This is a genomic window from Clostridium sp. YIM B02506 (assembly GCF_022324845.1).
GTDB lineage: Bacteria > Bacillota > Clostridia > Clostridiales > Clostridiaceae > Clostridium_T > Clostridium_T intestinale.
This window is the reverse complement of record NZ_JAKGTG010000009.1, coordinates 74,743-101,556: the sequence shown is the minus strand read 5'-3', so window position 1 is coordinate 101,556 and position 26,814 is coordinate 74,743. Positions and strand designations below refer to the sequence as shown.

The window sequence follows — 26,814 nt, the reverse complement described above, 5'->3', positions numbered from 1 at the left end:
TTCTTACCTAATAGCTTATAAGTCTTAAAGCTTCCTTTCCTCAAGTTCAACCAAAACTTTTACTTTTTTCATAACATCATCAAAAACTTGTGGTTTAAGAGATTGACCACCATCGCTTAAAGCATTAGCTGGGTCATTGTGAACTTCTATCATAAGTCCATCTGCTCCGGCTACTACAGCAGCTTTTGCCATAGATTCAACTAACCACCACATACCTCCAGCATGAGAAGGGTCTATTATTATTGGTAGATGAGTTAACTTTCTTAATACTGGTATAGCACTTAAATCCAAAGTATTTCTTGTATAAGTTTCAAAAGTTCTTATACCTCTTTCACAAAGAATTACATTTTCATTACCGCCCGCCATTATATATTCCGCCGACATTATCCATTCTTCATAGGTTGCCGATAGTCCTCTTTTTAAAAGTATAGGGGTAGAGCATTTACCTAATTGTTTTAAAAGGTCAAAGTTTTGCATATTTCTAGCTCCAACCTGTATTACATCCACTTTTTCTACAAACTCATCAATGTAGTCTGTAGACATTATTTCTGTAACTATTGGAAGGCCTGTTGCTTCTCTTGCTTTCATTAAAAGATTAAGTCCTTCAAGCTCTAAGCCTTGAAAACTATAAGGGGATGTTCTAGGCTTAAAAGCTCCTCCTCTTAGGAAGTTAGCTCCTGATTTTTTAACTGCTTCAGCTACTTCTATTATCTGCTCTTCACTTTCTACTGAGCAAGGACCTGCCATAACTGAGAAATTGCTGCCTCCAATTTTATTTCCTCGTACATCTATTATGCTATTATCTGGTTTAAATAGTCTATTTGCTTTTTTATAAGGTTCTTGAACCTTTAGAACCTTATCTACTCCGTCTAGTGCCATAAGTTTGTCTCCATCTATCCTAGAGGTATCTCCAACTAACCCAATTACACAAAGGCTATCGCCTTTTGAAACGTTAGTTTGAACACCTAATCCTTCTACTATTCCTACTACTTTTCTAATTTCTTCATCTTTCACGTTACTATTCATTATAACTATCATTACTACCATCCTCCTGAATTTACATTTAATTTTACTTTTCCTTAACCTACCGTACTACAAAACTACATTATCAAGTGAAACTTGATTCAGATGGTGTTTGATCTCCATCTGAATCTTAGTTGAACTTATCTAGGGTCGTGCCACTGTTATCTCCCACTTGAAGAAAAGCAGATACTCCAAATTTTATATTTGGCATAGTCGCTTTCACACAGTGCGTGGGAGTGTTACAGTGGCTAGACATCAGATAAAGAATTATTAGCTTCTTTATACTTGTTTACAATCTCTTCTACAACTTTATCTAAATTTTTATCGTTTTTTATAATTATATGAGCATACTCCCTATAAAGATTGTACCTTTCTTCATATAATTTATATAACTTTTCTTTCCCATCTTTTAATAGTGGTCTTGAGGAAACTTCTATATCTGACAATATATCATTAACTGTCCTATCTATAAATATTATTATACCTGTATATCCAAGTAAATCAACGTTATGTTTCTTTTTTATTACTCCACCGCCAGTTGATATTATACTGTTTTGGATTTTACTTATCTCCTCACAGCATTTACTTTCTTCTTGTCTAAAATAATCTTCCCCATTTAAAAACATATCATTTATACTTTTTTTATATTTTGTTTTCATATATTCATCCATATCAACAAAATCATAATTCAGCTTTTCTGATACTAATTTTCCAATAGTAGTTTTCCCTGATCCTGGCATTCCTATTAGCACTAAATTCTTGCGCATACTTCTCTCCTCACTCAAAATAATTTGCATAAATCTTCATATATTTCTTCCCCGATTTTCCCATCAATAGCTTGATCGTGCCAAATTTCTTCTGCCTTTATAGCTTGGTCAATAAGCATATATAATCCGTTTATAGCTTTAAGTCCAAGAGCTTCTGCTTTTAATAGAAATCTTGTTTTTAGTGGATTATAGATAGCATCTACTGCTACTTTATACTTCATTAGTATCTCTTCACTAACTGGCATGCCCTCTATGCTCGGATACATACCTAAAGGAGTTGTATTAACGATTATATCTCCAGAAACTTCTTTAAGTTCTTCATAATCCAAAGCTGTTACACCTGAGTATTTTGCACATATCTTCTCTTTATTTCTAGATACTAAATATATTTCTTTAGCCTTACTATCTTTAAAATACTGTATAATAGCCTTTGCTGCTCCCCCTGCACCTAAAACTACCACCGTTTTTCCTTCTACGGTGACATCTTCTCTTTTAAGCATACTCCCAAATCCAAAATAATCTGTATTATAGCCATAGGATTTATTATCTTTTATAACTACAGTATTAACTGCACCTATATTTTTTGCTTCTTCTGATATTTCATCCAAATACTTAATTATTTCTTCTTTATAAGGAATTGTTACATTTATTCCTGATATACCTAAAACCTTTAGAGAATCAATCACTTTACAGACATTTTCTTTTTCTACTTGAAATAAAGAGTATCTTGCTTTTATATTTAAATTCTTAAATATAACATCATGAATTTCTGGGGATAATGAGTGAGTGAGTTTTTCTCCTAACAAACCATATAATAACATAATAGCCCCCTAATATTTACTTTTATAAGCCCCTAATAACCTAAAATATGAACTATTTTTTTCTATTAATGTTAATACATCTTTAACCTTATCATCTTGTAAATTTCCTTGGAAATCTAAATAGAAATAGTATTCCCATGGTTCATTGCCAACAGGTCTTGATTCAATTTTAAGCATATTTAAACCATAGTCATTTACAAACTTTAATACATTAAATAAAGTACCTACTTTGTTCTCTAGTTTAAATATAATTGATATCTTATCTTCCGAATTTTCTAGTTCTTTACCTATAACTATAAATCTTGTTTTATTGCTTTCTTCATTATTGATATTTCTTTGAAGTATTTCAAGATTATAAATCTTTGCAGCTCTTTCAGATGCAATTGCAACCTTAGTAGTATCATTGCCTTCACTAACTAATTTAGCTGCTAAAGCTGTATTATGATAAGGTATTTTCCTCCAATCTTCATGAGTCTTTAAAAAACTACTACTTTGTTGAAGACCTTGAGGATGGGAATATACTTCCTTTATATCAGAAATCTCAGTCCCCTTAAGTCCCAGTAGATGTTGACTTATAGATATATACTCTTCTCCAATAATATAAAAGCCGTATTTTCTTAATAAATCATATACATCATTTACTACACCTGCTGAGGAATTTTCTATAGGTAATACACCATAGTCGATTTTATCCTCTTTAAGAGCTTCAAAAACCCATTCAAACTGCTCATAGTTTACTTTCTTAACCTTATCACCGAAGTACTTAATTAAAGCATCTTCTGAAAATGCTCCCTCTACTCCGCCATAACCTATTTTAAAACTATCAATGTCTTTTTTATCTCTACATTCTTTCACATCTAAATTTATATTTTTCTCTGAAAAAACTTTTTTGCATTGATATTTTTTACTTACATTCATTAAATCATGAATAAATTCTTCGGCATATTCCTTCATATTCTCATTAGTAACATACTTTAAGTTCTTCTCTATAACTTTTTTCTCTCTATCCTCTTGAAATATGGGAAGATTATTTTCTTCTTTATATTTAGCTATATTAGCTACCAAAGCCATTCTCTCTTGAAATAACTTTATGATTTCATAATCAATTTCGTCAATTTTACTTCTCCAGCCATCTAATCCATCCACTATTTTTCACCCCATCATCAAATCTAAAATTCCTAGTGCTGTTACTGATTCTATAACAACTACAGCTCTAGTTACTATACAAGGATCATGTCTTCCTACAACTTGAAGTTTATCATCAACCTTATTAACTACATCAACTGTATCTTGATATAAGCCTATTGATGAAGTTGGTTTTACAGCTGCCCTAAATATAATTGGCATACCATTAGTAATTCCTCCTAAGATACCACCATTATTATTAGTTTTTGTTTTAATTTCATCACCATCATAATAATAGCTGTCATTAGCTTCAGAACCTTTCATTTTAGTAATTCCAAAACCTGCTCCAAATTCAATTCCTTTTACTGCTGGAACTGAAAACATTAAATGAGCCAAAGTACTTTCTACTGAATCAAAAAATGGATTTCCTATTCCTGCTGGTATTCCTGTAACAGCACACTCTACTACTCCACCTAATGAGTCTGCTTGCTTTTTAGTAGCTAAAATAAGTTCTCTCATTTCTTCGCCTTTAGCTTTATTTATAGTTGCTATATCGCCTTCTTTTAAAGAAGTTAATAAAGCTTCGTCTATAGCTAATGGATTAAAGCTATCATCTTCAATACTATTTATAGATTTAATGTGTGCACCTATTGTTATACCTTTTTCTTTTAGTATTTGTCTTGCTATAGAACCTGCAAATACTAATGGAGCAGTTATTCTTCCTGAAAAGTGTCCACCACCTCTAACATCATTAAACCCATTATATCTAATCATAGCAGGATAATCTGAATGCCCTGGTCTCATTAAACTTTTAAGTTTAGAGTAGTCTTGGCTTCTAGTATCTCCATTTCTTATGATTCCACAAAGAGGTGCTCCAGTTGTTCTTCCTTCAAATACACCACTTACTATTTCTACTTTGTCGCCTTCTTTTCTTGCAGTAGCTATCTTACTTCTTCCTGGTGCTCTTCTTTCCATTTCTTTTTCTATAGCTTCCATATCTAAAAGTATACCTGAAGGCAGCCCACTTATATTGATTCCTAAGGCTATTCCATGAGATTCACCAAAAATAGATATTTTTATATTATTTCCCCAAACGCTCATCTACTTTCCCTCCTAATAATTTATAATCTCTCCAAAAGCTAGGATAAGATTTCTTTACACAACTTGGATTTTCTATAATAACTTCATCCTTGGCACAAGTAGCTGCTATAGCTAAACTCATAGCTATTCTATGATCATCCCAAGAACTCACAGTTCCTCCAGTTAAAGATTCCACTCCTTCTATTAATAAAGAGTTTTCTAATTCTGTTACACTAGCACCTAACTTATTTAATTCTCTAGTAATGGCTTTTAACCTATCACATTCTTTTATTCTAAGTCTTTCTGCATTTATTACCTTAGTTATTCCTGTAGTTAAGGAAGCTAAAACGGTTAAAACAGGTATAATATCTGGACACTGAGCTGCATCTATTATTGTTGGAGTTAAATCTTTTACTTTAGCTTTAATTCCTTCTTCTTTAGATAAGATTTTACATCCCATTCTTTCTATTATTTCTATAACTTCTTTATCTCCTTGAAGAGAATCCATGTTCAAGTCCTTAACTAAAACATCACTTCCTAAGGCATCTGCAACTAAAAAGAATGCTGATTGAGAAAAGTCACCTTCCACTTTATAATCCTTAGGTGTATACTTCTGATTACCTTTGATTATAAATTCCTTATAGTCATTATTTACTACATTGATTCCATAGTAATCTAACATACTTAAAGTTAAATCTATATATCCTTTTGATTCTAAATTAGTAGTTATAATAATTTTAGAATCTTCTTTAATAAGAGGAAGCGTAAATAATAATCCACTTATAAATTGAGAACTTATATCTCCTCTTATCTTAAACTCTTCTCCTTTAATGCTTCCTTTAACTTTAAGGTCAAGTTCTCCATCCTTATAGCTATACTCAATTCCTTGTCTATCGAATATCTCATAATAAGTTGTTAAAGGTCTTTTGCCTAAATTACCTTTACCTATAAATCTCATTTCTGCTTCTTTAGCTATAGCCAGTGGAACCATAAATCTTAGAGTTGATCCAGATTCATTACAATCTATTTCTCCAACATTTTTGGAGAAAACACTACTACCATCTATCTCTAAATGATCATCAAATATCTCTATTTCAGATCCTAAAGCTCTCATAGCATTTATGGTTGCAATTATATCGTCAGAGTACTCAATATTAGTTATCTTACTTTTTCCTTTACTTAATGAAGCACATATAACTGCTCTGTGAGCCATACTTTTTGATGGTGGAATTTTAACTTCTCCCTTAAGCTTTCCTGGAGTAATCTTAACACTATTCATTTAATAGCCCCCTTAATTAAATATCCGAAAAGAAATTTTCATCACTTAGATATATATAACTTTCACCAATTTCTTTTAAGAGTATTAAACTTAAGGAGTTATTGATATTTTTTTTATCTAATTTTATTACATTAATAAGTTCATCAATATTTTCTCCGTCTAAAGAATAAGGCAAGTCATATTTAATAAGAATATCTTTTATTTCTTCTGCTACACCCTCAGCTACTAATCCTTTACTATAAGCACTCTTCATTATCTGATACATACCTATAGCTACTCCTTCCCCGTGAGTATATCTTTCATATTTATAATATTGCTCAATTGCGTGACCTAAAGTATGACCAAAGTTAAGAAGCATTCTTTCCCCAGTATCTTTTTCATCTTCCTCTACAACTTTTCTTTTAATATCACAGCAATTATATATTATTTCTTCAATATCTTCTATTAACGCTTTTTTATCTTTATAAGCCTTAAGTTTATCAAATAAATCTTTATCTTTAATACAGCCGTATTTTATTACTTCTGCTAAACCGTCTTTAAATATTCTATCTGATAAAGTATTTAAAACCTCTGGATCTATAATAACAAGTTTAGGGTGGTAGAAGCCTCCTACTAGATTTTTACCTTTTTCTAAATCAACTCCTACCTTTCCTCCAACACTAGAATCAACCTGTGCTAAAAGTGTAGTAGGAATTTGAATAAAAGGTACTCCTCTTAAATAAGTTGAAGCTACAAACCCAGCTAAGTCTCCTACAACTCCTCCTCCTAATGCTAGGATTATGTCAGTTCTAGTTAATTTAAACTCTAAGAGTTCGTTATATACAGCTGGAAGAGTAGAGAAAGATTTACTCTTTTCTCCAGCCTGGATAACTATACCTTTTGCTGTATATCCCTCACACTCAAGTGCCTTTTTAAGGCCATCACCATATATCCCATAAACAATATTGTCTGATATTATTGCTATTTTCTTTCCCTTAAACCTATCTTTAAGGTGTTTGCTAATATTTTTTATACTTCCTTTTTCAATTATAATCGGGTATGAGTTTTCTTCTAAATTTACCTTTAATTCCAAGGCTCCATCCCCCTTAATTATATTTCTCTTCCTACAGCTTGAGCTATTACAGAAAGTTCTTTAACTAATTTATCATATTCCTCTGGTCTAATAGATTGAGGTCCATCACATAAAGCATTTGCTGGATCATTATGAACCTCTATAATAAGTCCATCAGCACCAACCGCTACAGCTGCTTTTGACAAAGGATCTACCATCCAATTTTTCCCTGCTGCGTGACTTGGATCAATTACTACTGGTAAATGGCTTAATCTCTTTATTGCAGGTACTGCACTTAAATCTAAAGTATTTCTTGTGTAAGTTTCGAAAGTTCTTATTCCTCTTTCACAAAGTATTACTCTTTCATTACCACCAGCCATAATGTATTCAGCTGACATTAAAAGTTCTTCGATAGTTGCTGATAATCCTCGCTTTAAAAGTATAGGTTTATCAATTTTTCCTAATTCTTTTAATAAATCGAAGTTTTGCATGTTTCTAGCTCCGATTTGAATTATATCAACATCTTCAACAAATCTTTCTAAATACTTCTCAGACATTAACTCAGTAACTATTGGTAAACCAGTTTCTTTTTTAGCTATTTTTAATAGATCCAATCCTTCTGCCTCTAATCCTTGGAAGCTGTATGGAGAAGTTCTTGGCTTAAATGCTCCTCCTCTTAATAGTCTTGCTCCTGATTCTTTAACATTTTTAGCTATTCCTATAATTTGATCTTCACTTTCTACTGAACATGGTCCAGCTATCAAAGCTATCTTCTTTCCTCCAATGGAAATATCATCAGTTATTTTAACTTCAGAATTTTGTGGATGAAATAATCTATTAGCTTTCTTGAAAGGTTCTTGAACATGCATTACTCTTTCAACACTTTTATTAGCTTCTATTTTTCTTGCATCTATTTTAGTGGTATCACCAATTAATCCTAAGATTATTAAGTCCTTACCTATAACTGGATGTACTTCTACCCCAAGTCTTTCAATAGATTTTGATAATTTTTCTACTTCCTCTTGTGCTGTTTTTGGTTTTAAAATTACTATCATATAAATTGCCCCCTTAATGATTTTTTATAAAAAAAATAAGACTCATCTAATGAGTCTTATTATTCCAACATAATTATTTCTTGATACAAGGTTTTAAGGTTATTTCTACTCATTAGAAATTAACAGTATTTTATTGCAGAACGATGAACCAGCGCTAAAATAAAAGCCCCAGCTAAAGTAAAAGTATCCAAATAATTGTCCTGCTATTCTATTAACTCCTTTAAGCATACTAACCTCCTATGTGAATTTCTGTAAAAATCTTTTTCTAAATTGTATACTAATAAAAATAGTATGTCAATACTGAGAAAACTTTTTCATTAATTTTTATTTAAATTTTTTATATATTCTCAATATTTCTATATTTTTCTTAACGCTTTTATAGAAATAATACACTGCTCCCCATTTTTCATAGTTATTTTCCTGCTTAATTTATTTATCTCAGATATATTTTTTTTATTTACTAAATAAGATTTATGTACTCTTATGAAATTTTCATCTAAGTCCTCTTCTATATCCTTCATTTGTCCATAAAATTCAACTTGCCTATCTGTAGCATGAAGTACAATTTTATGAATTTTCTTGGAAGTTTCAAAAAAAAGTATTTTATCATATTCAACATTAATTATTCTTTCATCAGTATTGATAGTAAAAACATCATTGTCTTTTTTTCTTCTGCTATATTTATCAAGAGCTTCTAAAATACATTGATGTATTCTATTTTTTATATTTAAATAATCATCCTTTATAATATAATCTAAGGCTTCAACTCTATAAACAAAAGTCAAATAGCTCATTTCTGCATGAGTCGTAACAAATATAACAAATCCTCTTGAATCATATTTTCTTATTTTTTCTGCCAATCTTATACCATCTATATTAGAATTTAAATCTACATCTAAAAAATACACACCTGAGTATTTGCTTTGTTTAACATATTCTATTAGCTCGTACGGATCACCTGTACTTAACGCTAACTTCATATCTAAGTTCTCTATTATAGTTATGTCATCAATAAATTTAGCAAAACTATCTCTTTGCTTTTCGTCATCTTCACAAACATATATATTTAGCATAACTCCCCCTATTTAACTATTAGAAATTTGTAAAACTTGAGTAAATTCGCCTTTATCAACCTTTGTATCTAGTGATATCGTGTGGTATTTATTAACTATTTCTTTTAAGTTATATAAACCTAACCCTCTATTATCACCTTTAGTTGAAAAACCTTTCTCAAATATCTGATATATTTGTGGGGTTCTTTCAACACATGAATTTATAAAAACTAAAAGGACAAAATTCTCTTTTTGTATAAAAGTTAATTTTATCCATGATTTTTCACATTCAATAGCAGCTTCAATGGCATTATCTAATAATATACCTATAGTTCTGCTTAAATCTATTATATCCATATTAATCTTGTCCACTGGCTCTACAATATCTACCAACACATCTATTCCTAACTCTTGAGCTCTTATGACCTTTGATGCTATAAGTCCCTTAATTTCTGTGATATGTATATTTTGTAGTAATCCTATTCTATTGTTTTTTCTATTCATTTCGCTATTTAAAGGAACGATTTTTTTATAAAAAAATTCCTCTAAACCTTCTATATTTTTTTCTTCTATGTATCCAGACATTGCAGTTAATATGTTAGTGTAGTCATGTCTAAATCCTCTCATATCGTTATACATAGCTTCCAAATTGGAGTTATACTCCTTTAAGTTTTCTAATTCTATTTTACGATTTTCATATTGTATTTCTTTTTTCATGTTGTTTGCTACAACAAAAGTAATTACTGACATTGATATAAGATAAACTATCATCAATGCAACATAAATAAGCATTGTTGTATTCCTAGCCATATATGTTTGGGCTACAATGGCATTTAAGTAATATGTAATAGCTATTATACAAATGTTGACTATCATTAATATAGTCATTTTGTTTTTTATTTTTATATTTTCTGGATTAACTTTGAACTTTCTAATTAGAAATCTAACCACTTGAGTAATAATTATAACTATTACTAGCATTCCTATATGTACCATTATTTTAAAACGTGGAATTTCCATAGCCGTATAGAATTCCTCGCCTATAATTGGTATTGCTATACTTGCTACTAAACCATCTGATATAAAAACTATAATAGTTGCAAAAATACAATTAATAATATTCAAAAATAATCTCTTATTATCAAAATACAGAAGTAAAAAGCTTATTAAAAACATTATTGGCATACCTAAGGATACATTAATATTTGCAATAGGTATCATAAAAAGATCTACAATTATAAAATTCTTTACAATTTTTTTCTTATCTACGTCAACAATGCCTATATTATATACTGAAAAAATAAAAGAAAAACAAGCTATTGTTACAATAATGAAATTAAACAAAACTCTTCCCCCACTAGTTGCCTTTTTATTTAATATTAGCAGATATGTACTATAACTTCAATTATTTACTATTCTTCTTCCTTTAAAAGTTCTTCAGGCATTTTAGTTTCATATGCCATCCAAAATATACACTTTGAAGTAGAATTTTCTGCGACCTTAACAGATGCTTTCTCAACCCCATCTAGTACCATATCCTTTAATTCTTCAAATAGTCCCTTGTTCATATCTCTCATAATTTTTATACCTCCTTTTAAACACCTTATAGGTTATTGGCATTATCATAAATGCCTCTAGCAGATTTCCATAGGTTATTAAAAAACCTATCCTAAAGTCTTTTAAGTATATAGCTAAAACAAATGAAATTAGCCACACATAAATTGATTTTCTTTTTAACTTGTCTCTCTTTTTCTTTCCAAGTAATGGTCTTGCCTCTGTATCTGCTGGGGAAAAGGCAAGAATACTGATAATTGAAATAGTAAACATACCTGCTAGTATAAACTTATTTTCTGGTACATAACTACTTAAAAAGGCTCCTGAAAAAAAGCATATTATAGTAGTTAATGTACATCCTAAGCTTGTGGAAGCATGTACACCATAAGCATATCTTCTTAACGCTCCATAACTTATCATTATTATAAGGATTATCCAAAATATATTTAACATAGCTGCAAGAGCCATGATAAATGCGCTCTTTGTAAAATTTATCAAAACAATTTCTATTCCATATTTAACTATATTTTCATTAAAATTAGGATTGCTACTTCTAGTTTTTAAAACTTGAGTTAAACTATTAGATATTTCTTCAATATAGTTTTTTCTTTTAACTTTCATAGTTTTCATAAAATCACCACAACTTTAATTAATCTTTGCTTATTAAAGCATATTGAACCCCTAATGATACAGCAATTCCAGTCATTAATAGTATTTTTATTATAAACTCTATACCACTTAATAAAACTAAAGGAATCAATAGCAAAGTAAATACTAAAAATAATGCTATGCTATCTTTCACAATTTCCCACCTCTATAAAGTATTATTATCCACCATAAATTTACAACATTTATCTTAATATAAATATTAGCATGAAAATGTATAATATTCACACTTATATAACAATGCATAATTTAAAGGTAAAAATCATACTTATTTTCATAAATTTCTACGATTATTACTAAATATTGAACGTTTATTACATTAATAATTTTGTAGAAATATCTAATATCTAGATAACTTATGTAGGATAAAACAAACAGAGACTTTACCTCAAAAATCGGTAAAGTCTCTGTTTTTATATTATTAATCAACATTAATTAACTTTAAATTCTCATTATTTTTTTCTTCTGTAGCAGCAATCTGAAGCATTGCCACTTTAGGAAGCTCTATTCCGATAGTTTCTTTTATTACTTCTTCTATTGTTTCAACCAGAATAAATTCTAAATCCTCTCTAACTTCTTGTGGAACATCTTTTATATCCATCTCATTATCTTTTGGTAAGATAACTCTCTTTATACCTGAACGGTGTGCTGCTATTACTTTTTCCTTGATCCCTCCAACTGGTAGAACTGCTCCTCTTAAGGATATCTCACCTGTCATAGCTAACTTTGGATCTACTTCTATTCCTGTAATCAATGAAGCTATAGTTGTAAATAAAGCTACTCCTGCTGATGGACCATCTTTAGGTATAGCCCCTGCTGGAACATGGATGTGTAAATCATTTTTATTTAATTCAAGATACTTTAGATTTAAAGCAAACCTTGAACGAATTAAGCTTTGTGAAATCCTTGCTGATTCCTTCATTACATCTCCAAGTTGTCCAGTTAACATTAATTGTCCATTACCTGGCATAAATACACCTTCAATAAATAGTATATCTCCGCCTACTGGTGTCCAAGCTAACCCTGTAACTACACCAGGAGCATTTTTTTGATTAACCTTATCATAACGAGCTATTTCATGACCTAAAACATCAAATAGCATGTCTTCTTTTATTATATGTGGAAGTTCAACCTTATTAAGAACTATCTTTTCTGCTGAAACTCTTGCAACTGAAGATAATTGTCTCTTTAAACTTCTTACTCCCGCTTCTCTTGTATAATTATCTATTATGGCTTTCATAGCATCATCATCAACTTGAAGTTGACTAGAGTTTAGACCATTTTCATCTAAAACCGCTGGTAATAAATGATCTTTTGCTATATAAAACTTTTCTTTACTTGTATAGCTTGATATATCTATTATCTCCATACGATCTCTTAGTGGTCCTGGTATACTTCTTAATGAATTAGCAGTTGCTATAAAGAATACATCTGATAAATCATATGGTACTTCTAAATAATGATCTGCAAAAGTATTGTTTTGCTCTGGATCTAAAACTTCTAATAAAGCACTTGCCGGATCACCACTATTTGAAACCATCATCTTATCTATTTCATCTAAAATGAATACTGGATTCTTTTCTCCTGCCTTTTTCATTCCTTGAATTATTCTACCAGGTAAAGCTCCTATATAAGTTCTTCTATGTCCTCTGATTTCTGCTTCATCTCTTATTCCACCTAAACTAATACGGACATATTTTCTTCCCAAGGCTTCAGCTATACTTTTTCCAAGGCTTGTCTTTCCTGTTCCTGGAGGCCCTACTAAAAGTAATATAGATCCTTGTTTGTTTTCTTTTAGCTTCAATATGCTTAAGTGCTGTATTATTCTATCCTTAACCTTATCAAGACCATAATGCTTGCTGTTAAGTATCTCTCTAGCCTTTTCAATATCTATATCCTTAACTTTATTCTTCTCCCAAGGAAGACTAACTAATAAATCAAGATAAGTTTGAATAACATTTGCTTCTGAGCTATTAGGTCCTTGTCTTTCAAACTTCTCTAATTCACTTAAAGCAATCTCTTTTACTTCTTCTGGCATGTTAGCAGCTTCTATTTTTTCTCTGTAATTCTTTTTATTTTTACTCTTAACATTATCCTCTGAACCTTCATTCAGCTCTTCTTGGATAGCTTTAAGTTGCTGTCTTAACATGTTTTCTCTATAGCTTTTATTAACTTTATCATTAAATTTTTGAGCAAGCTCCATCTGGAATTGAATAGTTTCTTTTTGCTCTATTAGTATATCCAAAAATCTTAAACTCTTTTTTCTTAAAGAACGAATTTCTAAGAAAGCTTGTTTCTCACTAAAAGATAGGTTCATAAATGGGAATACATATGCTATTATTCCTTGAATATCCTCTAGGCTATTTACATATTCCACATAAGTTTCAGAGCCTCTGAAATTTTTACTTATTTCTGAAATTAGGTTTCTCATGTATTGCATGATTTCTTTTTGATTTTGTTTGTCCAGGTCTTCTATATCAGGTATAGTGTTATAAATAGCTTTGAAGTTATTGTCTTCTAACACAAAGTCCTCAACTTCTACTCTTTCTATAACCTCTAAAGTTATATTATATCCATCTTTAATCTTTTTACTTTCTTCTAGCTTTACTAATGTTCCAACTGTATAAAAATCTTCTCTAGAAAAATCTCCACCTTCATATTCCTCTCTAATAGCTAATGCAACACCATAAAAATTCTCATTCTCCATTTTATTAGTGATATGTTTTCCTATTGCTGAATTAACTTTTAATGTTATTGATTTTCCTGGCATTAAAACTGTATTTGGGATTGCTATTATAGGTAATGCTGTATTATTAATTAATTCTTTCATTTTCATCATCTCCATTAAATTATTCGATAGTTCTATTTTTATCGAACTATTTATTAAAAAATTTTTATTTTTATTCCCAAATTATTGTTACAAATTTGTTTAATAGTTCTTTATTTAAGCTGTAATAATGATATATACCATCCTTGCGAAGTTCAATAAGTCCACAATCTGCTAGTTGCTTCATGTGATGCGATAAAGTTGACTTAGCACATATGCAAGTTTTATATTCTATTTCATTACAACTTAATTCCTCAGTCTTATATAAAATCTGAATTATTTTTATTCTTGTAGGCTCTCCTAAAGCCTTATAAACTTTAACTGCTTGTTGTATAGTATTTTCATCAAGTTTCATAAAGACTTCCTCACCTTGTAGTTCTATAATTATAGAACTATAGTATCATAACTAATAATCATTGTCAATACTTGTAGTTATCTGTAACTTATTTTTCTTTTCAGAATTTTATAAATAATAAAAAGAGGTCATCACAAATTACTCTGCAATAACCCCTTATAAATCTTATTTGAAATATCTATCTAATAATCCTTTAAATGCTTTTCCATGTCTAGCTTCATCTTTACACATTTCATGAACTGTATCGTGTATAGCATCTAGGTTTAATTGTTTAGCTAAAGTAGCTAAATCTTTTTTACCTTGGCAAGCCCCATGCTCTGCATCTACTCTTACTTGAAGATTAGCTTTAGTATCAGCATCAACTACTTCTCCTAATAATTCAGCGAATTTTGCTGCATGCTCAGCTTCTTCAAAAGCTATTCTCTTATATGCTTCAGCAACTTCTGGATATCCTTCTCTATCAGCTTGTCTAGACATTGCTAAATACATACCAACTTCTGTACATTCTCCCATAAAGTTAGCTTGTAATCCTTCTATTATTCTAGGATCTACGCCTTTTGCTACACCTATTACGTGCTCATCTGCAAAAGCTAAATCTCCTGATTTCTCCATAAACTTTTCAGCTGGAACTCCACAAACTGGGCATTTTGCTGGAGCTTCATCTCCTGTATGAACATATCCACATACTGTACAAACAAATTTTTTCATAAAAAAAATCCTCCTCTATATAACTTTAATTTTCATCTTATTTATTTTCGACAATTATTATTCTATAACAATTATTATTTATTGTAAAGTACTTTCTTAAACTTTTTCCAAATTATTTTCCATGATTTATAATAAAATATATAAAGAAACCGCTGTATAACTATATATGCAGCGGTTTTATATCTATGCTTTTTTTAGTTGAATTTCCACTTTAAATAAATCTCCATCAACTTTTATTTTAAATATGCCATCCTGAAGTTCTGTTAAACCTTTTGAAATTGCAAGACCAAGACCCGATCCTTCAGTATGTCTCGACTGATCCCCTCTTTTAAATCTTTCTGTTATCTCATCCTCATTAAAGTCAATTTCATAGGCAGATATATTTTTAAATATTATTATGATTCTATCTTCACTTTCTTCAAGATTTATATATACCCTTGTATTATCTAAAGAATACTTTAATATATTAGATATTTGGTTTTCAAATATTCTCCAAGTCCTCTTACCATCAACCTTAACATAAACTTTTTCATTAGGTATATTTATTCTAAAATCTAACTTGCTAATTTTTATTTTTTCCTCAAACTCAGCAATAGATTGTTTAAGTAAAGCTACAATATCTAGCTTTTCTATATTTAGCTCCATTTCACCTGAAGCTGCACTTGATGCTTCAAATAAATCCTCAATTAAAACTTTAAGTCTTTGAGATTTTCTATCTATTATCTTAATATAATCCTCAATCTCTTCCTTAGTAAAATCACCTTTTTTAATTAAGTCCACATAATTTATTATAGAAGTCAATGGTGTTTTTAAATCATGAGAAACATTAGTTATAAGCTCCGTTTTCATTCTTTCACTTTTAACTTCATTTTGAATGGCATTTCCAAGCCCACTTCTCATATTGTTTATGTCTTTAGCTAATACATCTAAAACAGCTATAGAACTACCTTCAATTTGATAATTAAGATCTCCTTGAGATATCTTATGAGCACCTAGGACTATTTTGTTAAAACCTCCTACAAATTTAAAAACAAAATACCCCATAGAGCATATATAAATAAATATATAAATTATCATAAATAGAAAAAAGTAAACGCCCCTATATCCTTCAAATAACATGGGCAATGCTAATGCAGTAAAAAATATAAATACAATAGTCGCTACACTAAATACTGCAATTCTTACTCCAACACTCCTTATAATAAAAGTTTCTTTTATTAATAGATAAAATTTATATAATAAACTTGTTTCTTTTATAACATTTTTTAATCCCTTTTTATCTATTTCTTTTAGTAGTGTTTTATAGGTTTCTAAGCTGATTACATAAGAAATAAAAATCCCTATTAAATACAGTAACTTATTTCCATGTGAACCGTAACGAATCATATATTCAAAACTATCAAAAAGCACAAATAGTATTAATGCGTCTATTGGAATTAATATAAGTTTTAACTCTAGCCATAATTTCTTATACAATCTATAAGTCATTTTTTCCTTATGGTCATTATTATATCTTATAAACACTTTTTTTCTAAACTTCATTATATATGCAAATGATATTAATGATATAAACGCTGCAATTGCTATAACAATACATTCTTTCTTATACTTATCATGTTGCATTGTGAACTTATTAGAATAAATTTTAATCATATCATCATAATATAAATCTTTTGGAACAAATAACATGAACTTTAATTTATAGTTTTTTATATCTTCATAGCTCTTTGTATTGTATATAAAATAGTCAGGTGGAAATGTTCCCTCAACATTTTGAAATAAATTCCCAAGTTTTGTTCCATCTAAAATTAAATATGATTTTGAGCTATATATTAGTTCTTTTAAATTATCATCATTTATATATTCTTTTTCAACATTTGTTTTAACTACATTATTGTTTTCATAAAGTACATATTGAAGATTCTTATACTGCTCTATACAATTCTCATAGGAATTATACTGAACTCTTCTTTCATCTAATATTACTTTTTTTAAGTTTTCATCGTCAACTTTGTATGTTGCTTCTAACTTATCTAATCCATCAAAATATCCGCTTACATTACCTACATCTGTAAGACTGTAATAACTACTAGAATTTTCATCTGAACTATTTTCACTAATGTATCCATTGCTTAAAGCTTGATTTAAATTAGCCTTTCCTTGTGTATATTTTTCTTCATACTCAGTTCTTTTTGCTTTTAAATCATTTTCAGTTACTTCGTTAAATTTATCGCTGTTTTTTGACTCCCCATATCTAATGTAAGATTTAGTTACAGCTTCAACGTATTCTGACATTATGTTTTTGAATTCAATTGTTTCTGTATAGTTATCTTTATCCAAGTAATATCCATTAAATTTTATATCTAATATCGCATATCCACCAACTAAAATTGAAGAAATAAATAATATTATACATATAACCCCAACTTTTCTACTGCCTTTCAATTTTATAGCCAATTCCCCACACCACCTTTAAATATCTTGGTTCTTTCGGATTTATTTCTATTTTTTCTCTAATTCTTCTTATGTGAACTGTAACTGTGTCTGCATTATAAGAGGGTTCATTCCATACTCTTTCATAAATTTCTTCTATAGGAAAAACTCGTCCTGGGTTGTCCATAAGTAAAGTTAAAATTTTAAATTCTAATGGAGTTATCTTTACATCCTCTTCATCAACTTTAAACTCTTTAGTCTCCTTATTAAGATATAAGCTTCCTACTCTAAGGATTTCCTTTGACTCTCCTCCATAGTTTCCAAGGTTCACATATCTTCTTAATTGAGATTTAACTCTAGCTATAAGTTCTAGAGGATTAAAGGGTTTTGTAATATAATCATCTGCTCCCATGTTAAGTCCTAAAATTTTATCTGTATCCCTTGATTTTGCTGAAAGCATTATTATAGGAATATTTTTATTTTCTCTTATTTTTAAAGTTGCTCTCATTCCATCTAGTTTTGGCATCATTATATCCATTATTATTAGATGTATGTCCACAGAATTTAGTGTGTCTAAAGCATCTAATCCATCGTAAGCTTTAAATACTTTATATCCTTCATTTTCTAAATATATTTGTATTGCATCCGTTATTTCAACCTCATCGTCAACTACTAAAACATTGTATTTTTCCATACTAGCATCCCCCTTAAAATTCCTAGCATTATTATAACACCCCCTGCTGATTTAGCTCTATTAAAATGTTAAATAAAAAAAATTACAAAGTTACCCTTGTAATTCTTAAGATTCCATTACAAATTATTAAATTTAAAGATTTATATTAAATCCTCACTTAGAGCTAGAAATAATAAACTCACAGAATAGTATTTTTTCATATTTTCTTAGAAAAATTTCTAAATTTCTACGTTTCTAAATTTCTGATCTTCTGAGTTTCTGCACTTCTAACTTGTAGGAGCTTCTTCCCAAGCTCCATTAGATTTCTTTAAACTTTATAAATTCCTCTTAATGATTAGACTGACGCTGAAAAGCGCGTCTACCGCAACAAAGTGCACTTCTGCACTGTAGGAGCGTTTCTTAAAGGAATCTAGCGAGACTAAATGACAGTCTCTACAAAACAGTAGTGCAGCTCCATCAAATTCCTTCTAACTTCTGCACTGTAGAGACTTCTCCTCAAGTCTCATTAAATTCCTTTTAACTTCTATACTGTAGGAGCTTCTTCCCTTGGCTTCTTCATACTTTTACTCTTTAACCCAGATTTTATTTCTATAATCACCTTATCTTGGGCCTTGTCTTGGGCCTCATGTTGGGCCCCCTCTTCCACCTAATATTATATAACTTTTAGCCTAATGTTTAGTTTTACTATTTAAAACAATTCTCTCTTAAAAACAAAAAGACCATTACAAATTAAATTTGTAATAGCCTTATTAATATTATCTGATTTCTTTCCCAAAAGGCATTAAACTTAATGACGCCATTTTAAAAAACTGTAGTCCAAAAGGAATTCCAACAATAGTTGCACACATTATTACACCTGAAATGACATTTCCTATAGCAAGCTCTAGTCCACCGAATATTAACCAAAATATGTTTGCAATTAAACTTACTCCTCCACTATCTACAGTCACAATATCTTTTCCAAAAGGTGCAAGCTGAAGAGATGCCATCTTAAAACATTGAACCCCTATAGGTATCCCAATAATAGTTAAACACCACAATGCTCCTATTAGAAGCCAACCTATACTATGAATTAATCCCCCAAATATTATCCAAACTAAATTTCCTAAAAAATTCATATTACTCCTCCAGTATTCATTTTTAATATTATACTATCCTTTAATTCTTTTTGCTATTAAATATCTTTATAAAGGAATTTCTTGATTTAAATTCTGTAATAGAATATAATAACGATAATGTAATATTTTAAAGCATTGATTAGAAGTAGTAATATTTTATTTCATTTATTTAGAGAGCTGTTGTTTGGTGCAAAACAGTAATGAATAAATATGAACTTGTCTAGGAGTTTCTTTGTGAAAAGCAAAGACGTTAACTGCGTTAAAGTTTCAAGTGGAAATAATTAATTTTATTTCAACAAGAGTGGTACCGCGGAACTTAACCTTTCGTCTCTTAATTTTTTATGAGATGATGGGTTTTTATTTTTTTATTTTTTATTGTTTAAGGAGGAAAATACTATGGGAAACTACGGAACTTCCATTGATAAGAAATGGCAAGATAAGTGGGAAGAAACAAAATTATATGAGTTTGATAAAGAAAATTTAGATAAGAAGTTATATGTCCTTGAGATGTTCTCTTATCCATCAGGAAGTCAGCTTCATGCAGGGCATTGGTTTAATTATGGACCAGTAGATAGCTGGGCTAGATTTAAAAAGATGAATGGATATAATGTATTTCAACCAATGGGCTTTGATGCTTTTGGTCTTCCAGCAGAAAACTATGCTATAAAAACTGGAATACATCCTAAGGATTCAACTGTAAAAAACATAGAAACTATGGAAAAGCAACTTAAAGCTATGGGCGCTATGTTTAACTGGGAAAGTGAAGTTGTAACTTGCCAGCCTGATTATTATAAATGGACTCAATGGTTATTTTTAAAACTTTACGAAAAAGGATTAGCTTATAGAAAGAAGGCTCCTGTTAACTGGTGTCCATCTTGTAATACAGTTCTTGCAAATGAGCAAGTTGTAGATGGTGCCTGTGAAAGATGTTCAACTGAGGTAACTAAAAAAGACTTAACTCAATGGTTCTTAAAAATCACTGATTACGCTGATGAATTATTAGAAAAATTGGATACCTTAGATTGGCCAGAAAAAACAGTAGCAATGCAAAAACACTGGATAGGAAAATCTACTGGTGCACAAGTTACTTTCAATATGAAGGATTCAGATTTAAGCTTTGATGTATTTACTACAAGAGTTGATACTTTATTTGGAGTTACTTATGTAGTTTTAGCTCCTGAAAATCCATTGGTTGATGAAATCACAACAGCTGATCAAAAAGAAGCTGTAGAAGCTTATAAAGAAGCTGCTAAAAAGCAATCTGATATAGAAAGACAATCAATTTCTAGAGAAAAAACTGGTGTATTTACTGGTTCATATGCCATAAATCCTATTAACGGAAGAACTGTTCCTGTATGGGTTGGAGATTATGTTTTAGCTACTTATGGTACTGGAGCTGTTATGGCTGTTCCTGCTCATGATGAAAGAGATTTTGCTTTTGCTACAAAGTTTGAATTACCTATAGAAAGAGTAATCGTAGCTAAAAATGGAGATTCTAAAGAACTTCCTTATTGTGAATATGGAAAGCTTGTAAATTCAGAAGAGTTTGATGGTTTAACAACAGAAGAAGCTAAGGTTAAGCTAGTTAAGAAACTAGAGAAAAACAATCTTGGAGAACAAAAAGTTAACTACAGATTAAGAGACTGGTTAGTATCTAGACAAAGATACTGGGGTTCACCTATTCCAATGATCCATTGTGAAAAGTGTGGAACTGTTCCAGTACCTGAAAAAGATCTTCCTGTTATGCTTCCTTATGATGTAGAATTTGCTCCAGATGGAAAGTCACCACTTGCTAAAAATGAGGATTTTATAAATACGACTTGTCCTTGTTGTGGTGGCGCAGCTAAAAGAGAAGCTGATACTTTAGATACTTTCGTTTGCTCATCTTTCTATTATTTAAGATATGCAGACGCTCATAATTCTGAAAAAGCATTTGATACAGATATGATTAACAAAATGCTTCCTGTAGATAAATATGTAGGTGGACCTGAGCATGCATGTATGCATCTATTATATGCAAGATTTGTTACTAAAGCTTTAAGAGATATGGGATATATAAATTTTGATGAACCATTCTTAAGCTTAACTCATCAAGGTCTTATACTTGGACCAGATGGCCTTAAAATGAGTAAATCAAAAGGAAATACTATATCTCCAGATGATTATATAAAACAATACGGTGCAGACGTATTTAGAATGTACTTGATGTTTGGTTTTGCATATACTGAAGGTGGCGCTTGGAGCGATGATGGAATAAAATCTGTAAATAGATTTGTTGAAAGAATTGAAAGAGTCCTAGAAACTTCAAGAGAATTTATAGAAGCTAATAAAGATTCCAAAACTACTTTAGATAAAGCAGAAAAAGAATTAAACTTCTGGAGACATAATACTATAAAATCAGTAACAGAAGATACAGATAAACTTCAATTTAACACAGCTATAGCTAGAATGATGGAATTTGTAAATGCACTTTCTAAGTACACTCAAGAAAGTGATATGAATGCATCCTTCTTAAAAGAAGCTTTAGACGATTATTTAAAATTATTAGCACCATTTGCTCCTCACTTTGCTGAAGAACAATGGTCATTACTTGGTAATTCTTATTCTATCTTTAACGAAAAATGGCCAACATTTGATCCGAAAGCCTTAGTTAAGGACGAAATTGAAATAGCTATTCAAATTAATGGTAAAATCAAAGCTAAGATAAATATTGCTTCTGGTTTAGCTGAAGAAGAAATTAAAGTTGAAGCTTTAGCTAACCCACAAGTTGTAGCCGCTATTGATGGTAAAAATGTTGTTAAAGTAATAGTTATAAAAGGAAGACTTGTAAATATAGTTGTTAAATAAAGATAAAGCAGTAGGGTACGCCTTACTGCTTTTTCACATATTATAGGTTTTTATGAAGTACCTCTATTATATTGCGTAAATCAACTACTGAGATTTGTCCTGGTGCAGAAACCTTTTTAGCAGCTCCAAAAGTTAAAGCTGATCCAAATAATTCTCCAGAAACTCTACTTATTACACCTTTTCCTGCCATAGACATCGTAATTATTGGACCCTCAATATACTTTTCTTTAACTATTCTTGTTGCATCTAATAAGGTAATTACATCTTCAACAGAATTAGGCATAACCGCTATTTTAGGTATATCTCCTCCTAATTCATCAGCTTTATTTAGACGTGATATTATTTCTTCCTTAGCTGGAGTTTTATCAAAATCATGATTCGATATTATAACTGCTATATCATTTAAATGAGCTACTTCAATTAATGTTTTAACATCTTTTTCTTCATTAAATAATTCAACATCAATTATATCAATAAGTTTTGTTTCTGCTGCTGTTTTATTTAATTCAACATAAAATTCTGAGCTGATCTCTTTTTCTCCGCCTTCTTTTTTGCTACGGAATGTAAATATAATAGGTTTAGAATTTAATACTTCTCTAATTTCTTTTAAAGCTTGTTTTACTTTTTTTATATCAGTAACATGCTCAAAAAAATCTACTCTCCACTCAACTATATCTACATCTAAATCTTTTAGATAATTTGCTTCTTCTAAAAGCTCAGAAAGACTTTCACCAACCATTGGAACGCATATTTTAGGTAAACCTTCTCCAATCACTACATCTTTTACTTTAACTACTTTCTCCATTTACTTAATCCCCCCAATAGTTCTCCACAGCTTATTCTCCAATAATTTTATAATATTCGCTCAAAGGCATTTAATAATTTCTCTATCTCTTTATAGTCTAGCGGTTTAAACTGGTTAAAGTAATAGGAATCATTAAATTTATCATATAAATCTCTTGCCATATCCATCCATTCTTCTGGAATACATAAATGCATTAAATCCTCCATAGTACAACTTAACAGAAACCTTTCAACCCCCCAGAAAGAATATTCCTTTATATCATGAAGTTCATTAAAAAAATTATAATCCTCAGCTATTTTAGAAGTCAATTTATATTCATAAATATCAACAAAAAAGAAATCAAAATTTCTTGATTGGCTTTTAAAAGCATCTTCTTGTATTATTTCTATTTTATCATCTTCGCCAAAATTATGTTTATAAATCTCTATAACATCTTTTGAAGTTTCATATACAGTTATATTTTTAACTTCCTTCTTTTTTAATATCTCTTGAATAAAATATCCAAGTCCTAATCCTACTACCCCAACAGTTCCTTTTGCTCTTTTTATACTTTCATAGCAGCCTTCTATTTCTAATGGAGTTAATCGCATCCAAGTCTTAGTATTATCGCTTAATTCTATTATAGGTTCTTCTATCTCCTCATTTAATTCATAAAGATAATGAGGAATTATTCCTTTTAATCCGTCGATTTTAGAAACTTCAAATTTATTGATTTTTTCACATTTGATTTTTTTATTATACTCTCTTATTTTATCTATATAATATGCTCTATCAAAAAGCATATAATCACTTCCATTCTAACTATAATGTCAATTAATTGTATCTTATATATTATGATTAATGATCTTATATTAAATACATTCTTTACTATAATAACACGTTTTACATTTTTTAGAAATATTTTTTATAAATCCCCCCTTGAAGTTTGTTATAAAATATTCTATAATGTAATTAATAATTATTATTAATTGAAATAAGTAGGTGAAGTTGATGAATAAATTTATATTAAGTGAAGAAGCATATACTGAGTTTAAAGGATTTTTAGGTGAAAATGATATTACTGATTTTAACGTAAGAGTAAATCTTGCTGGTTATGGATGTAGTGGTCCTGCTTTTAATATATCAGTTGAAGAACCTAAAGAAAATGATGTTGTTGAAAAAGTTAATGATATTACTTTTTTTGCTGAAGAAAATCTTATAGATGAATTCGGAGGTTTTATAATTCTTTCTACTGATGAAAATGATGGAAGAGGATTAAGTTTAAGACCTGTTATAGAATCTGAAAGTAGCGGTTGCGGAACTTGTGGTGGATGTCACTAATAATATTTAAAAAGGAAGAAATTCATTTTAATGAACTTCTTCCTTTTTTATATTTCTATTTTACTGGTAAAGTAAAGCTACTATATTTATCATTTATTTTCTTTAAATCATCTAAGATGTCTATCCATAATTTGTTATTTATAATTTCATTTTTAAATTCATTCCCACTAATAGGAAACTTTTCAGTAAGATCTTCAAAGTATTTTTGAATTTCTAATGATAGATTATATAACATTTTAAAATTAACCTTATCTGATTCATTAAGTTTAAACACTTTTGTACCTTCTACACTTTGTGTTTCATTATTCTCCATTATATATAAAATAAATGTATTTCCCTTTGCATAAATATCATCTAAAATTAATCCATTACTCTCTACAACTTTCTTATTAAATATTGTCCTATCCTCTTTATACTCATTATATTCCTCAAGTAAGGTATATAAATTCTTTGAAATATCATTGTAATTAGAGTATAGCTTAGTTATGTCTTTTTTAGATATACTTCCCTTTTCTGTAACCATCTCAAGCATTATAAGATTGGCCTCATTTTTATCTTTAATTGAACAAATTTCATTATTGGATTTTTCGCCTATCTTTTTCTCATACTTTTTATTATCTAAGGCAAAATAAATATTTAATGAAAAGCTTATCACAAGAATTATGACCACAATAAAAAAACAATTCTTTACGGATAATTGTCTCATTCAATCCCCCCCTATTTTGATAATTATACCACACCATCTTTCATTTTTCTACAATTATTGACATCAATAATTATTATCTCCCTATAGAAATAATAGCATCTCCTTAACAATATTACCATAAACTCTTTGTTAACAATTTCCTTATAATAAAAGAAGCTATCACTTCCTGTAATAGCTTCTTTTATTTACCTTGCCCAATCATGTATAGCATCTCTCACTGCTTGTAGTCCATAATCATAACCATATCCTTCAACTTGTACCTTTTCTAATCTTGTAACTACACCATAGTTTTTATCTAATGAAAGATTATCTTTTGAGGTTAAAACCCATATAGTTTTATAGTTTATAGGTTTAACTGTTAATTCCTTTTCTCCTACTCCATCTGTAAAATATATCAATATATGATTTCTATAGTTATTCTCTTTTATATAATTAAATACTGGAGAAAATTGAGTGGCTCCACTTTTATTCATTCTTTGTTTTATATCCTTAGTAGATTTAAGTTCATAAACACGCCTAATTTGGTTATCACATTCAATTACTTTTATCCTTCCAAGCTTATTTCTGCATAAAGCTAATATTTCTTTCATTATGCTTTTTATTTCCCCATCACTCATAGATGCAGATATATCTATAGCAACTAATATTTCTTGTATGTTATTAGGTAACACCCCTCTAATATCCAATCTATCAGGCTGCCTTCTATCTTTTCTAGTTATGGTTTTTTTATAACCTATCTTAGAGGTATTCAATAATCTTTTTAAATGAGATTTCCAATCTATTTCTTCTTTTTCATCAAAAGATAAAATCATTTTTTCAATATCCTTAGGCGCTTTCCCTTTATATGCACTTTTAGAGGTTCTTTTCTTTATATCTTTAATATTATCTAAGGTTAACTCTCCTCTTTCCCATAACTCATGAGCTCTTTCTAAGTCTATAGACCTTTGTATATTAGAATCTTTATTTATTACCTTTTTATTTTTTCTTTTATCTATAGCCTTTTGTATCTCTTCTGCATATACTTCAATGGGCATATCTTCTTTTAAATCTAAATCATACTCTATGTTTACTGTATGAAGCTTCTTACAAAATGCAGGTAGATTTTTTATATACTGATTTATAGATAAGTCCATTGCTATATTTATAGCTAAGGTAGATACTTTGTTTTTTAGACTACGCTCCCTTTCATAATGGTTATACATTATATGATATATCTCATGTTTTATAAGTGCTTCCATTTCCTTAAGAGATAAAGGAAGCATTAAAAATGGGTTAAAATGCATTTTATAGCCTTCCAGCGTAACTTCCGTTGCTATGGGCCAAGTAATGTTAAAATTAATCTCCCTCTTAATCTGAATCATAAATTGTCCAAAGAAATTATCTTCGCTGGATAAAAGACTTATATTTATAAACTCTATTAGTTCCCAAAATCTCCTTTTATGATAATCTTTAAAATCATTCTGAGATTCTATTTCATAACATACTTTCAATAATTCCTTACTATTTTTTTCAAAATCCATAATATCAC

General features: G+C 29.6%; 26 protein-coding genes and 1 other annotated feature. Of the genes, 2 read left to right on the top strand and 24 right to left on the bottom strand.

Going from position 1 to position 26,814, the window contains the following annotated elements; translation table 11 throughout:
* Positions 1-24 precede the first annotated feature (24 nt).
* From aroF (L1S49_RS09360) to L1S49_RS09270, 20 genes are all read right to left on the bottom strand, one after another.
* Positions 25-1,038, bottom strand: coding sequence for a 3-deoxy-7-phosphoheptulonate synthase (aroF, locus tag L1S49_RS09360; RefSeq protein WP_238903838.1), 1,014 nt, complete (start codon positions 1,036-1,038; stop codon positions 25-27).
* 233 nt (positions 1,039-1,271) lie between these two features.
* Positions 1,272-1,790, bottom strand: coding sequence for a shikimate kinase (locus tag L1S49_RS09355; RefSeq protein WP_238903836.1), 519 nt, complete (start codon positions 1,788-1,790; stop codon positions 1,272-1,274).
* A gap of 14 nt (positions 1,791-1,804) precedes the next feature.
* Positions 1,805-2,611 carry a shikimate dehydrogenase gene (gene aroE, locus L1S49_RS09350; protein WP_238903834.1) on the bottom strand — a complete coding sequence of 269 codons (807 nt, stop codon included), beginning with the start codon at positions 2,609-2,611 and terminating at the stop codon, positions 1,805-1,807.
* Between the two features lie 9 nt (positions 2,612-2,620).
* Positions 2,621-3,757, bottom strand: a complete 1,137-nt coding sequence (locus L1S49_RS09345; RefSeq protein WP_238903832.1) for a chorismate mutase — start codon at positions 3,755-3,757, stop codon at positions 2,621-2,623.
* A 6-nt stretch (positions 3,758-3,763) separates the two neighbouring features.
* Positions 3,764-4,837, bottom strand: coding sequence for a chorismate synthase (gene aroC, locus L1S49_RS09340; protein WP_238903830.1), 1,074 nt, complete (start codon positions 4,835-4,837; stop codon positions 3,764-3,766).
* The gene (gene aroA, locus L1S49_RS09335) at positions 4,818-6,095 is read right to left on the bottom strand and encodes a 3-phosphoshikimate 1-carboxyvinyltransferase (RefSeq protein WP_238903828.1); all 1,278 of its coding nucleotides are present in this window, start codon (positions 6,093-6,095) and stop codon (positions 4,818-4,820) included. The genes aroC and aroA overlap by 20 nt, the downstream gene beginning before the upstream one ends.
* 16 nt (positions 6,096-6,111) lie before the next feature.
* Complete coding sequence (gene aroB / locus L1S49_RS09330) at positions 6,112-7,167, bottom strand: 3-dehydroquinate synthase (protein WP_238903826.1); 1,056 nt, start codon at positions 7,165-7,167, stop codon at positions 6,112-6,114.
* Between the two features lie 17 nt (positions 7,168-7,184).
* Entirely contained in the window at positions 7,185-8,201 is a 1,017-nt protein-coding gene (gene aroF, locus L1S49_RS09325; protein ID WP_021803114.1) for a 3-deoxy-7-phosphoheptulonate synthase, read from the bottom strand.
* A gap of 105 nt (positions 8,202-8,306) precedes the next feature.
* Positions 8,307-8,429, bottom strand: coding sequence for a hypothetical protein (locus tag L1S49_RS23200; RefSeq protein ID WP_275299559.1), 123 nt, complete (start codon positions 8,427-8,429; stop codon positions 8,307-8,309).
* A gap of 128 nt (positions 8,430-8,557) precedes the next feature.
* The gene (locus L1S49_RS09320; RefSeq protein WP_021803115.1) at positions 8,558-9,274 is read right to left on the bottom strand and encodes a LytTR family DNA-binding domain-containing protein; all 717 of its coding nucleotides are present in this window, start codon (positions 9,272-9,274) and stop codon (positions 8,558-8,560) included.
* A 12-nt stretch (positions 9,275-9,286) separates the two neighbouring features.
* Entirely contained in the window at positions 9,287-10,597 is a 1,311-nt protein-coding gene (locus L1S49_RS09315; protein WP_238903824.1) for a sensor histidine kinase, read from the bottom strand.
* 68 nt (positions 10,598-10,665) lie between these two features.
* A complete protein-coding gene (locus L1S49_RS09310) occupies positions 10,666-10,830 on the bottom strand; it encodes a cyclic lactone autoinducer peptide (RefSeq protein ID WP_181602648.1) in 165 nt (54 codons plus the stop codon).
* On the bottom strand, positions 10,802-11,437 hold the full coding sequence (locus L1S49_RS09305) for an accessory gene regulator B family protein (RefSeq protein ID WP_238903822.1): 636 nt from the start codon (positions 11,435-11,437) through the stop codon (positions 10,802-10,804). Before L1S49_RS09305 ends, L1S49_RS09310 begins: the two co-directional genes overlap by 29 nt.
* Before the next feature lie 19 nt (positions 11,438-11,456).
* Positions 11,457-11,609, bottom strand: a complete 153-nt coding sequence (locus L1S49_RS09300; protein WP_156337861.1) for a hypothetical protein — start codon at positions 11,607-11,609, stop codon at positions 11,457-11,459.
* A gap of 285 nt (positions 11,610-11,894) precedes the next feature.
* Positions 11,895-14,303 carry an endopeptidase La gene (gene lon / locus L1S49_RS09295; RefSeq protein ID WP_238903820.1) on the bottom strand — a complete coding sequence of 803 codons (2,409 nt, stop codon included), beginning with the start codon at positions 14,301-14,303 and terminating at the stop codon, positions 11,895-11,897.
* A 70-nt stretch (positions 14,304-14,373) separates the two neighbouring features.
* Complete coding sequence (locus tag L1S49_RS09290) at positions 14,374-14,655, bottom strand: metalloregulator ArsR/SmtB family transcription factor (protein WP_021803117.1); 282 nt, start codon at positions 14,653-14,655, stop codon at positions 14,374-14,376.
* Positions 14,656-14,820: 165 nt separating this feature from the next.
* Positions 14,821-15,363, bottom strand: coding sequence for an NADH peroxidase (locus L1S49_RS09285; RefSeq protein ID WP_238903818.1), 543 nt, complete (start codon positions 15,361-15,363; stop codon positions 14,821-14,823).
* 183 nt (positions 15,364-15,546) lie between these two features.
* Positions 15,547-17,820 carry a HAMP domain-containing sensor histidine kinase gene (locus L1S49_RS09280; protein WP_238903816.1) on the bottom strand — a complete coding sequence of 758 codons (2,274 nt, stop codon included), beginning with the start codon at positions 17,818-17,820 and terminating at the stop codon, positions 15,547-15,549.
* Complete coding sequence (locus L1S49_RS09275; RefSeq protein WP_238903814.1) at positions 17,795-18,490, bottom strand: response regulator transcription factor; 696 nt, start codon at positions 18,488-18,490, stop codon at positions 17,795-17,797. Before L1S49_RS09275 ends, L1S49_RS09280 begins: the two co-directional genes overlap by 26 nt.
* 755 nt (positions 18,491-19,245) lie before the next feature.
* Positions 19,246-19,608, bottom strand: coding sequence for a YccF domain-containing protein (locus L1S49_RS09270; protein WP_238903812.1), 363 nt, complete (start codon positions 19,606-19,608; stop codon positions 19,246-19,248).
* A gap of 126 nt (positions 19,609-19,734) precedes the next feature.
* Positions 19,735-19,943, top strand: a binding site (T-box leader).
* A gap of 61 nt (positions 19,944-20,004) precedes the next feature.
* On the opposite strand from L1S49_RS09270, the gene leuS reads away from it, so the two are divergent.
* Complete coding sequence (gene leuS / locus L1S49_RS09265) at positions 20,005-22,455, top strand: leucine--tRNA ligase (RefSeq protein WP_238903811.1); 2,451 nt, start codon at positions 20,005-20,007, stop codon at positions 22,453-22,455.
* A 40-nt stretch (positions 22,456-22,495) separates the two neighbouring features.
* Here the strand turns inward: leuS and aroD are convergent, their stop codons facing one another.
* Positions 22,496-23,260: a type I 3-dehydroquinate dehydratase gene (aroD, locus tag L1S49_RS09260; protein WP_238903808.1), complete on the bottom strand. Its 765-nt coding sequence runs from the start codon at positions 23,258-23,260 to the stop codon at positions 22,496-22,498.
* 47 nt (positions 23,261-23,307) lie between these two features.
* Positions 23,308-24,042 carry a hypothetical protein gene (locus L1S49_RS09255; protein WP_238903806.1) on the bottom strand — a complete coding sequence of 245 codons (735 nt, stop codon included), beginning with the start codon at positions 24,040-24,042 and terminating at the stop codon, positions 23,308-23,310.
* Between the two features lie 208 nt (positions 24,043-24,250).
* Here L1S49_RS09255 and L1S49_RS09250 point away from each other — a divergent pair, with 208 nt between their 5' ends.
* Positions 24,251-24,580: a HesB-like protein gene (locus L1S49_RS09250; RefSeq protein ID WP_021803125.1), complete on the top strand. Its 330-nt coding sequence runs from the start codon at positions 24,251-24,253 to the stop codon at positions 24,578-24,580.
* 55 nt (positions 24,581-24,635) lie between these two features.
* Here the strand turns inward: L1S49_RS09250 and L1S49_RS09245 are convergent, their stop codons facing one another.
* Together L1S49_RS09245 and L1S49_RS09240 are read right to left on the bottom strand one after the other, a co-directional pair.
* Positions 24,636-25,286: a hypothetical protein gene (locus L1S49_RS09245; RefSeq protein WP_238903804.1), complete on the bottom strand. Its 651-nt coding sequence runs from the start codon at positions 25,284-25,286 to the stop codon at positions 24,636-24,638.
* A 185-nt stretch (positions 25,287-25,471) separates the two neighbouring features.
* Complete coding sequence (locus L1S49_RS09240) at positions 25,472-26,806, bottom strand: VWA-like domain-containing protein (RefSeq protein WP_238903802.1); 1,335 nt, start codon at positions 26,804-26,806, stop codon at positions 25,472-25,474.
* Positions 26,807-26,814 lie beyond the last annotated feature (8 nt).

Bases quoted from the DNA above. Each gene is read 5' to 3' on its own strand.
- L1S49_RS09275 (WP_238903814.1), bottom strand. From the start codon at position 18,490: ATGGAAAAATACAATGTTTTAGTAGTTGACGATGAGGTTGAAATAACG.
- L1S49_RS09310 (WP_181602648.1), bottom strand. From the start codon at position 10,830: ATGAGAGATATGAACAAGGGACTATTTGAAGAATTAAAGGATATGGTA.
- aroF (WP_238903838.1), bottom strand. From the start codon at position 1,038: ATGATAGTTATAATGAATAGTAACGTGAAAGATGAAGAAATTAGAAAA.
- aroA (WP_238903828.1), bottom strand. From the start codon at position 6,095: ATGAATAGTGTTAAGATTACTCCAGGAAAGCTTAAGGGAGAAGTTAAA.
- L1S49_RS09305 (WP_238903822.1), bottom strand. From the start codon at position 11,437: ATGAAAACTATGAAAGTTAAAAGAAAAAACTATATTGAAGAAATATCT.
- aroF (WP_021803114.1), bottom strand. From the start codon at position 8,201: ATGATAGTAATTTTAAAACCAAAAACAGCACAAGAGGAAGTAGAAAAA.
- L1S49_RS09255 (WP_238903806.1), bottom strand. From the start codon at position 24,042: ATGCTTTTTGATAGAGCATATTATATAGATAAAATAAGAGAGTATAAT.
- aroD (WP_238903808.1), bottom strand. From the start codon at position 23,260: ATGGAGAAAGTAGTTAAAGTAAAAGATGTAGTGATTGGAGAAGGTTTA.
- L1S49_RS09270 (WP_238903812.1), bottom strand. From the start codon at position 19,608: ATGAATTTTTTAGGAAATTTAGTTTGGATAATATTTGGGGGATTAATT.
- L1S49_RS09250 (WP_021803125.1), top strand. From the start codon at position 24,251: ATGAATAAATTTATATTAAGTGAAGAAGCATATACTGAGTTTAAAGGA.
- L1S49_RS09290 (WP_021803117.1), bottom strand. From the start codon at position 14,655: ATGAAACTTGATGAAAATACTATACAACAAGCAGTTAAAGTTTATAAG.
- L1S49_RS09355 (WP_238903836.1), bottom strand. From the start codon at position 1,790: ATGCGCAAGAATTTAGTGCTAATAGGAATGCCAGGATCAGGGAAAACT.
- L1S49_RS09240 (WP_238903802.1), bottom strand. From the start codon at position 26,806: ATGGATTTTGAAAAAAATAGTAAGGAATTATTGAAAGTATGTTATGAA.
- lon (WP_238903820.1), bottom strand. From the start codon at position 14,303: ATGAAAGAATTAATTAATAATACAGCATTACCTATAATAGCAATCCCA.
- L1S49_RS09320 (WP_021803115.1), bottom strand. From the start codon at position 9,274: ATGCTAAATATATATGTTTGTGAAGATGACGAAAAGCAAAGAGATAGT.
- aroC (WP_238903830.1), bottom strand. From the start codon at position 4,837: ATGAGCGTTTGGGGAAATAATATAAAAATATCTATTTTTGGTGAATCT.
- aroE (WP_238903834.1), bottom strand. From the start codon at position 2,611: ATGTTATTATATGGTTTGTTAGGAGAAAAACTCACTCACTCATTATCC.
- L1S49_RS09245 (WP_238903804.1), bottom strand. From the start codon at position 25,286: ATGAGACAATTATCCGTAAAGAATTGTTTTTTTATTGTGGTCATAATT.
- leuS (WP_238903811.1), top strand. From the start codon at position 20,005: ATGGGAAACTACGGAACTTCCATTGATAAGAAATGGCAAGATAAGTGG.
- L1S49_RS09285 (WP_238903818.1), bottom strand. From the start codon at position 15,363: ATGAAAAAATTTGTTTGTACAGTATGTGGATATGTTCATACAGGAGAT.
- L1S49_RS23200 (WP_275299559.1), bottom strand. From the start codon at position 8,429: ATGCTTAAAGGAGTTAATAGAATAGCAGGACAATTATTTGGATACTTT.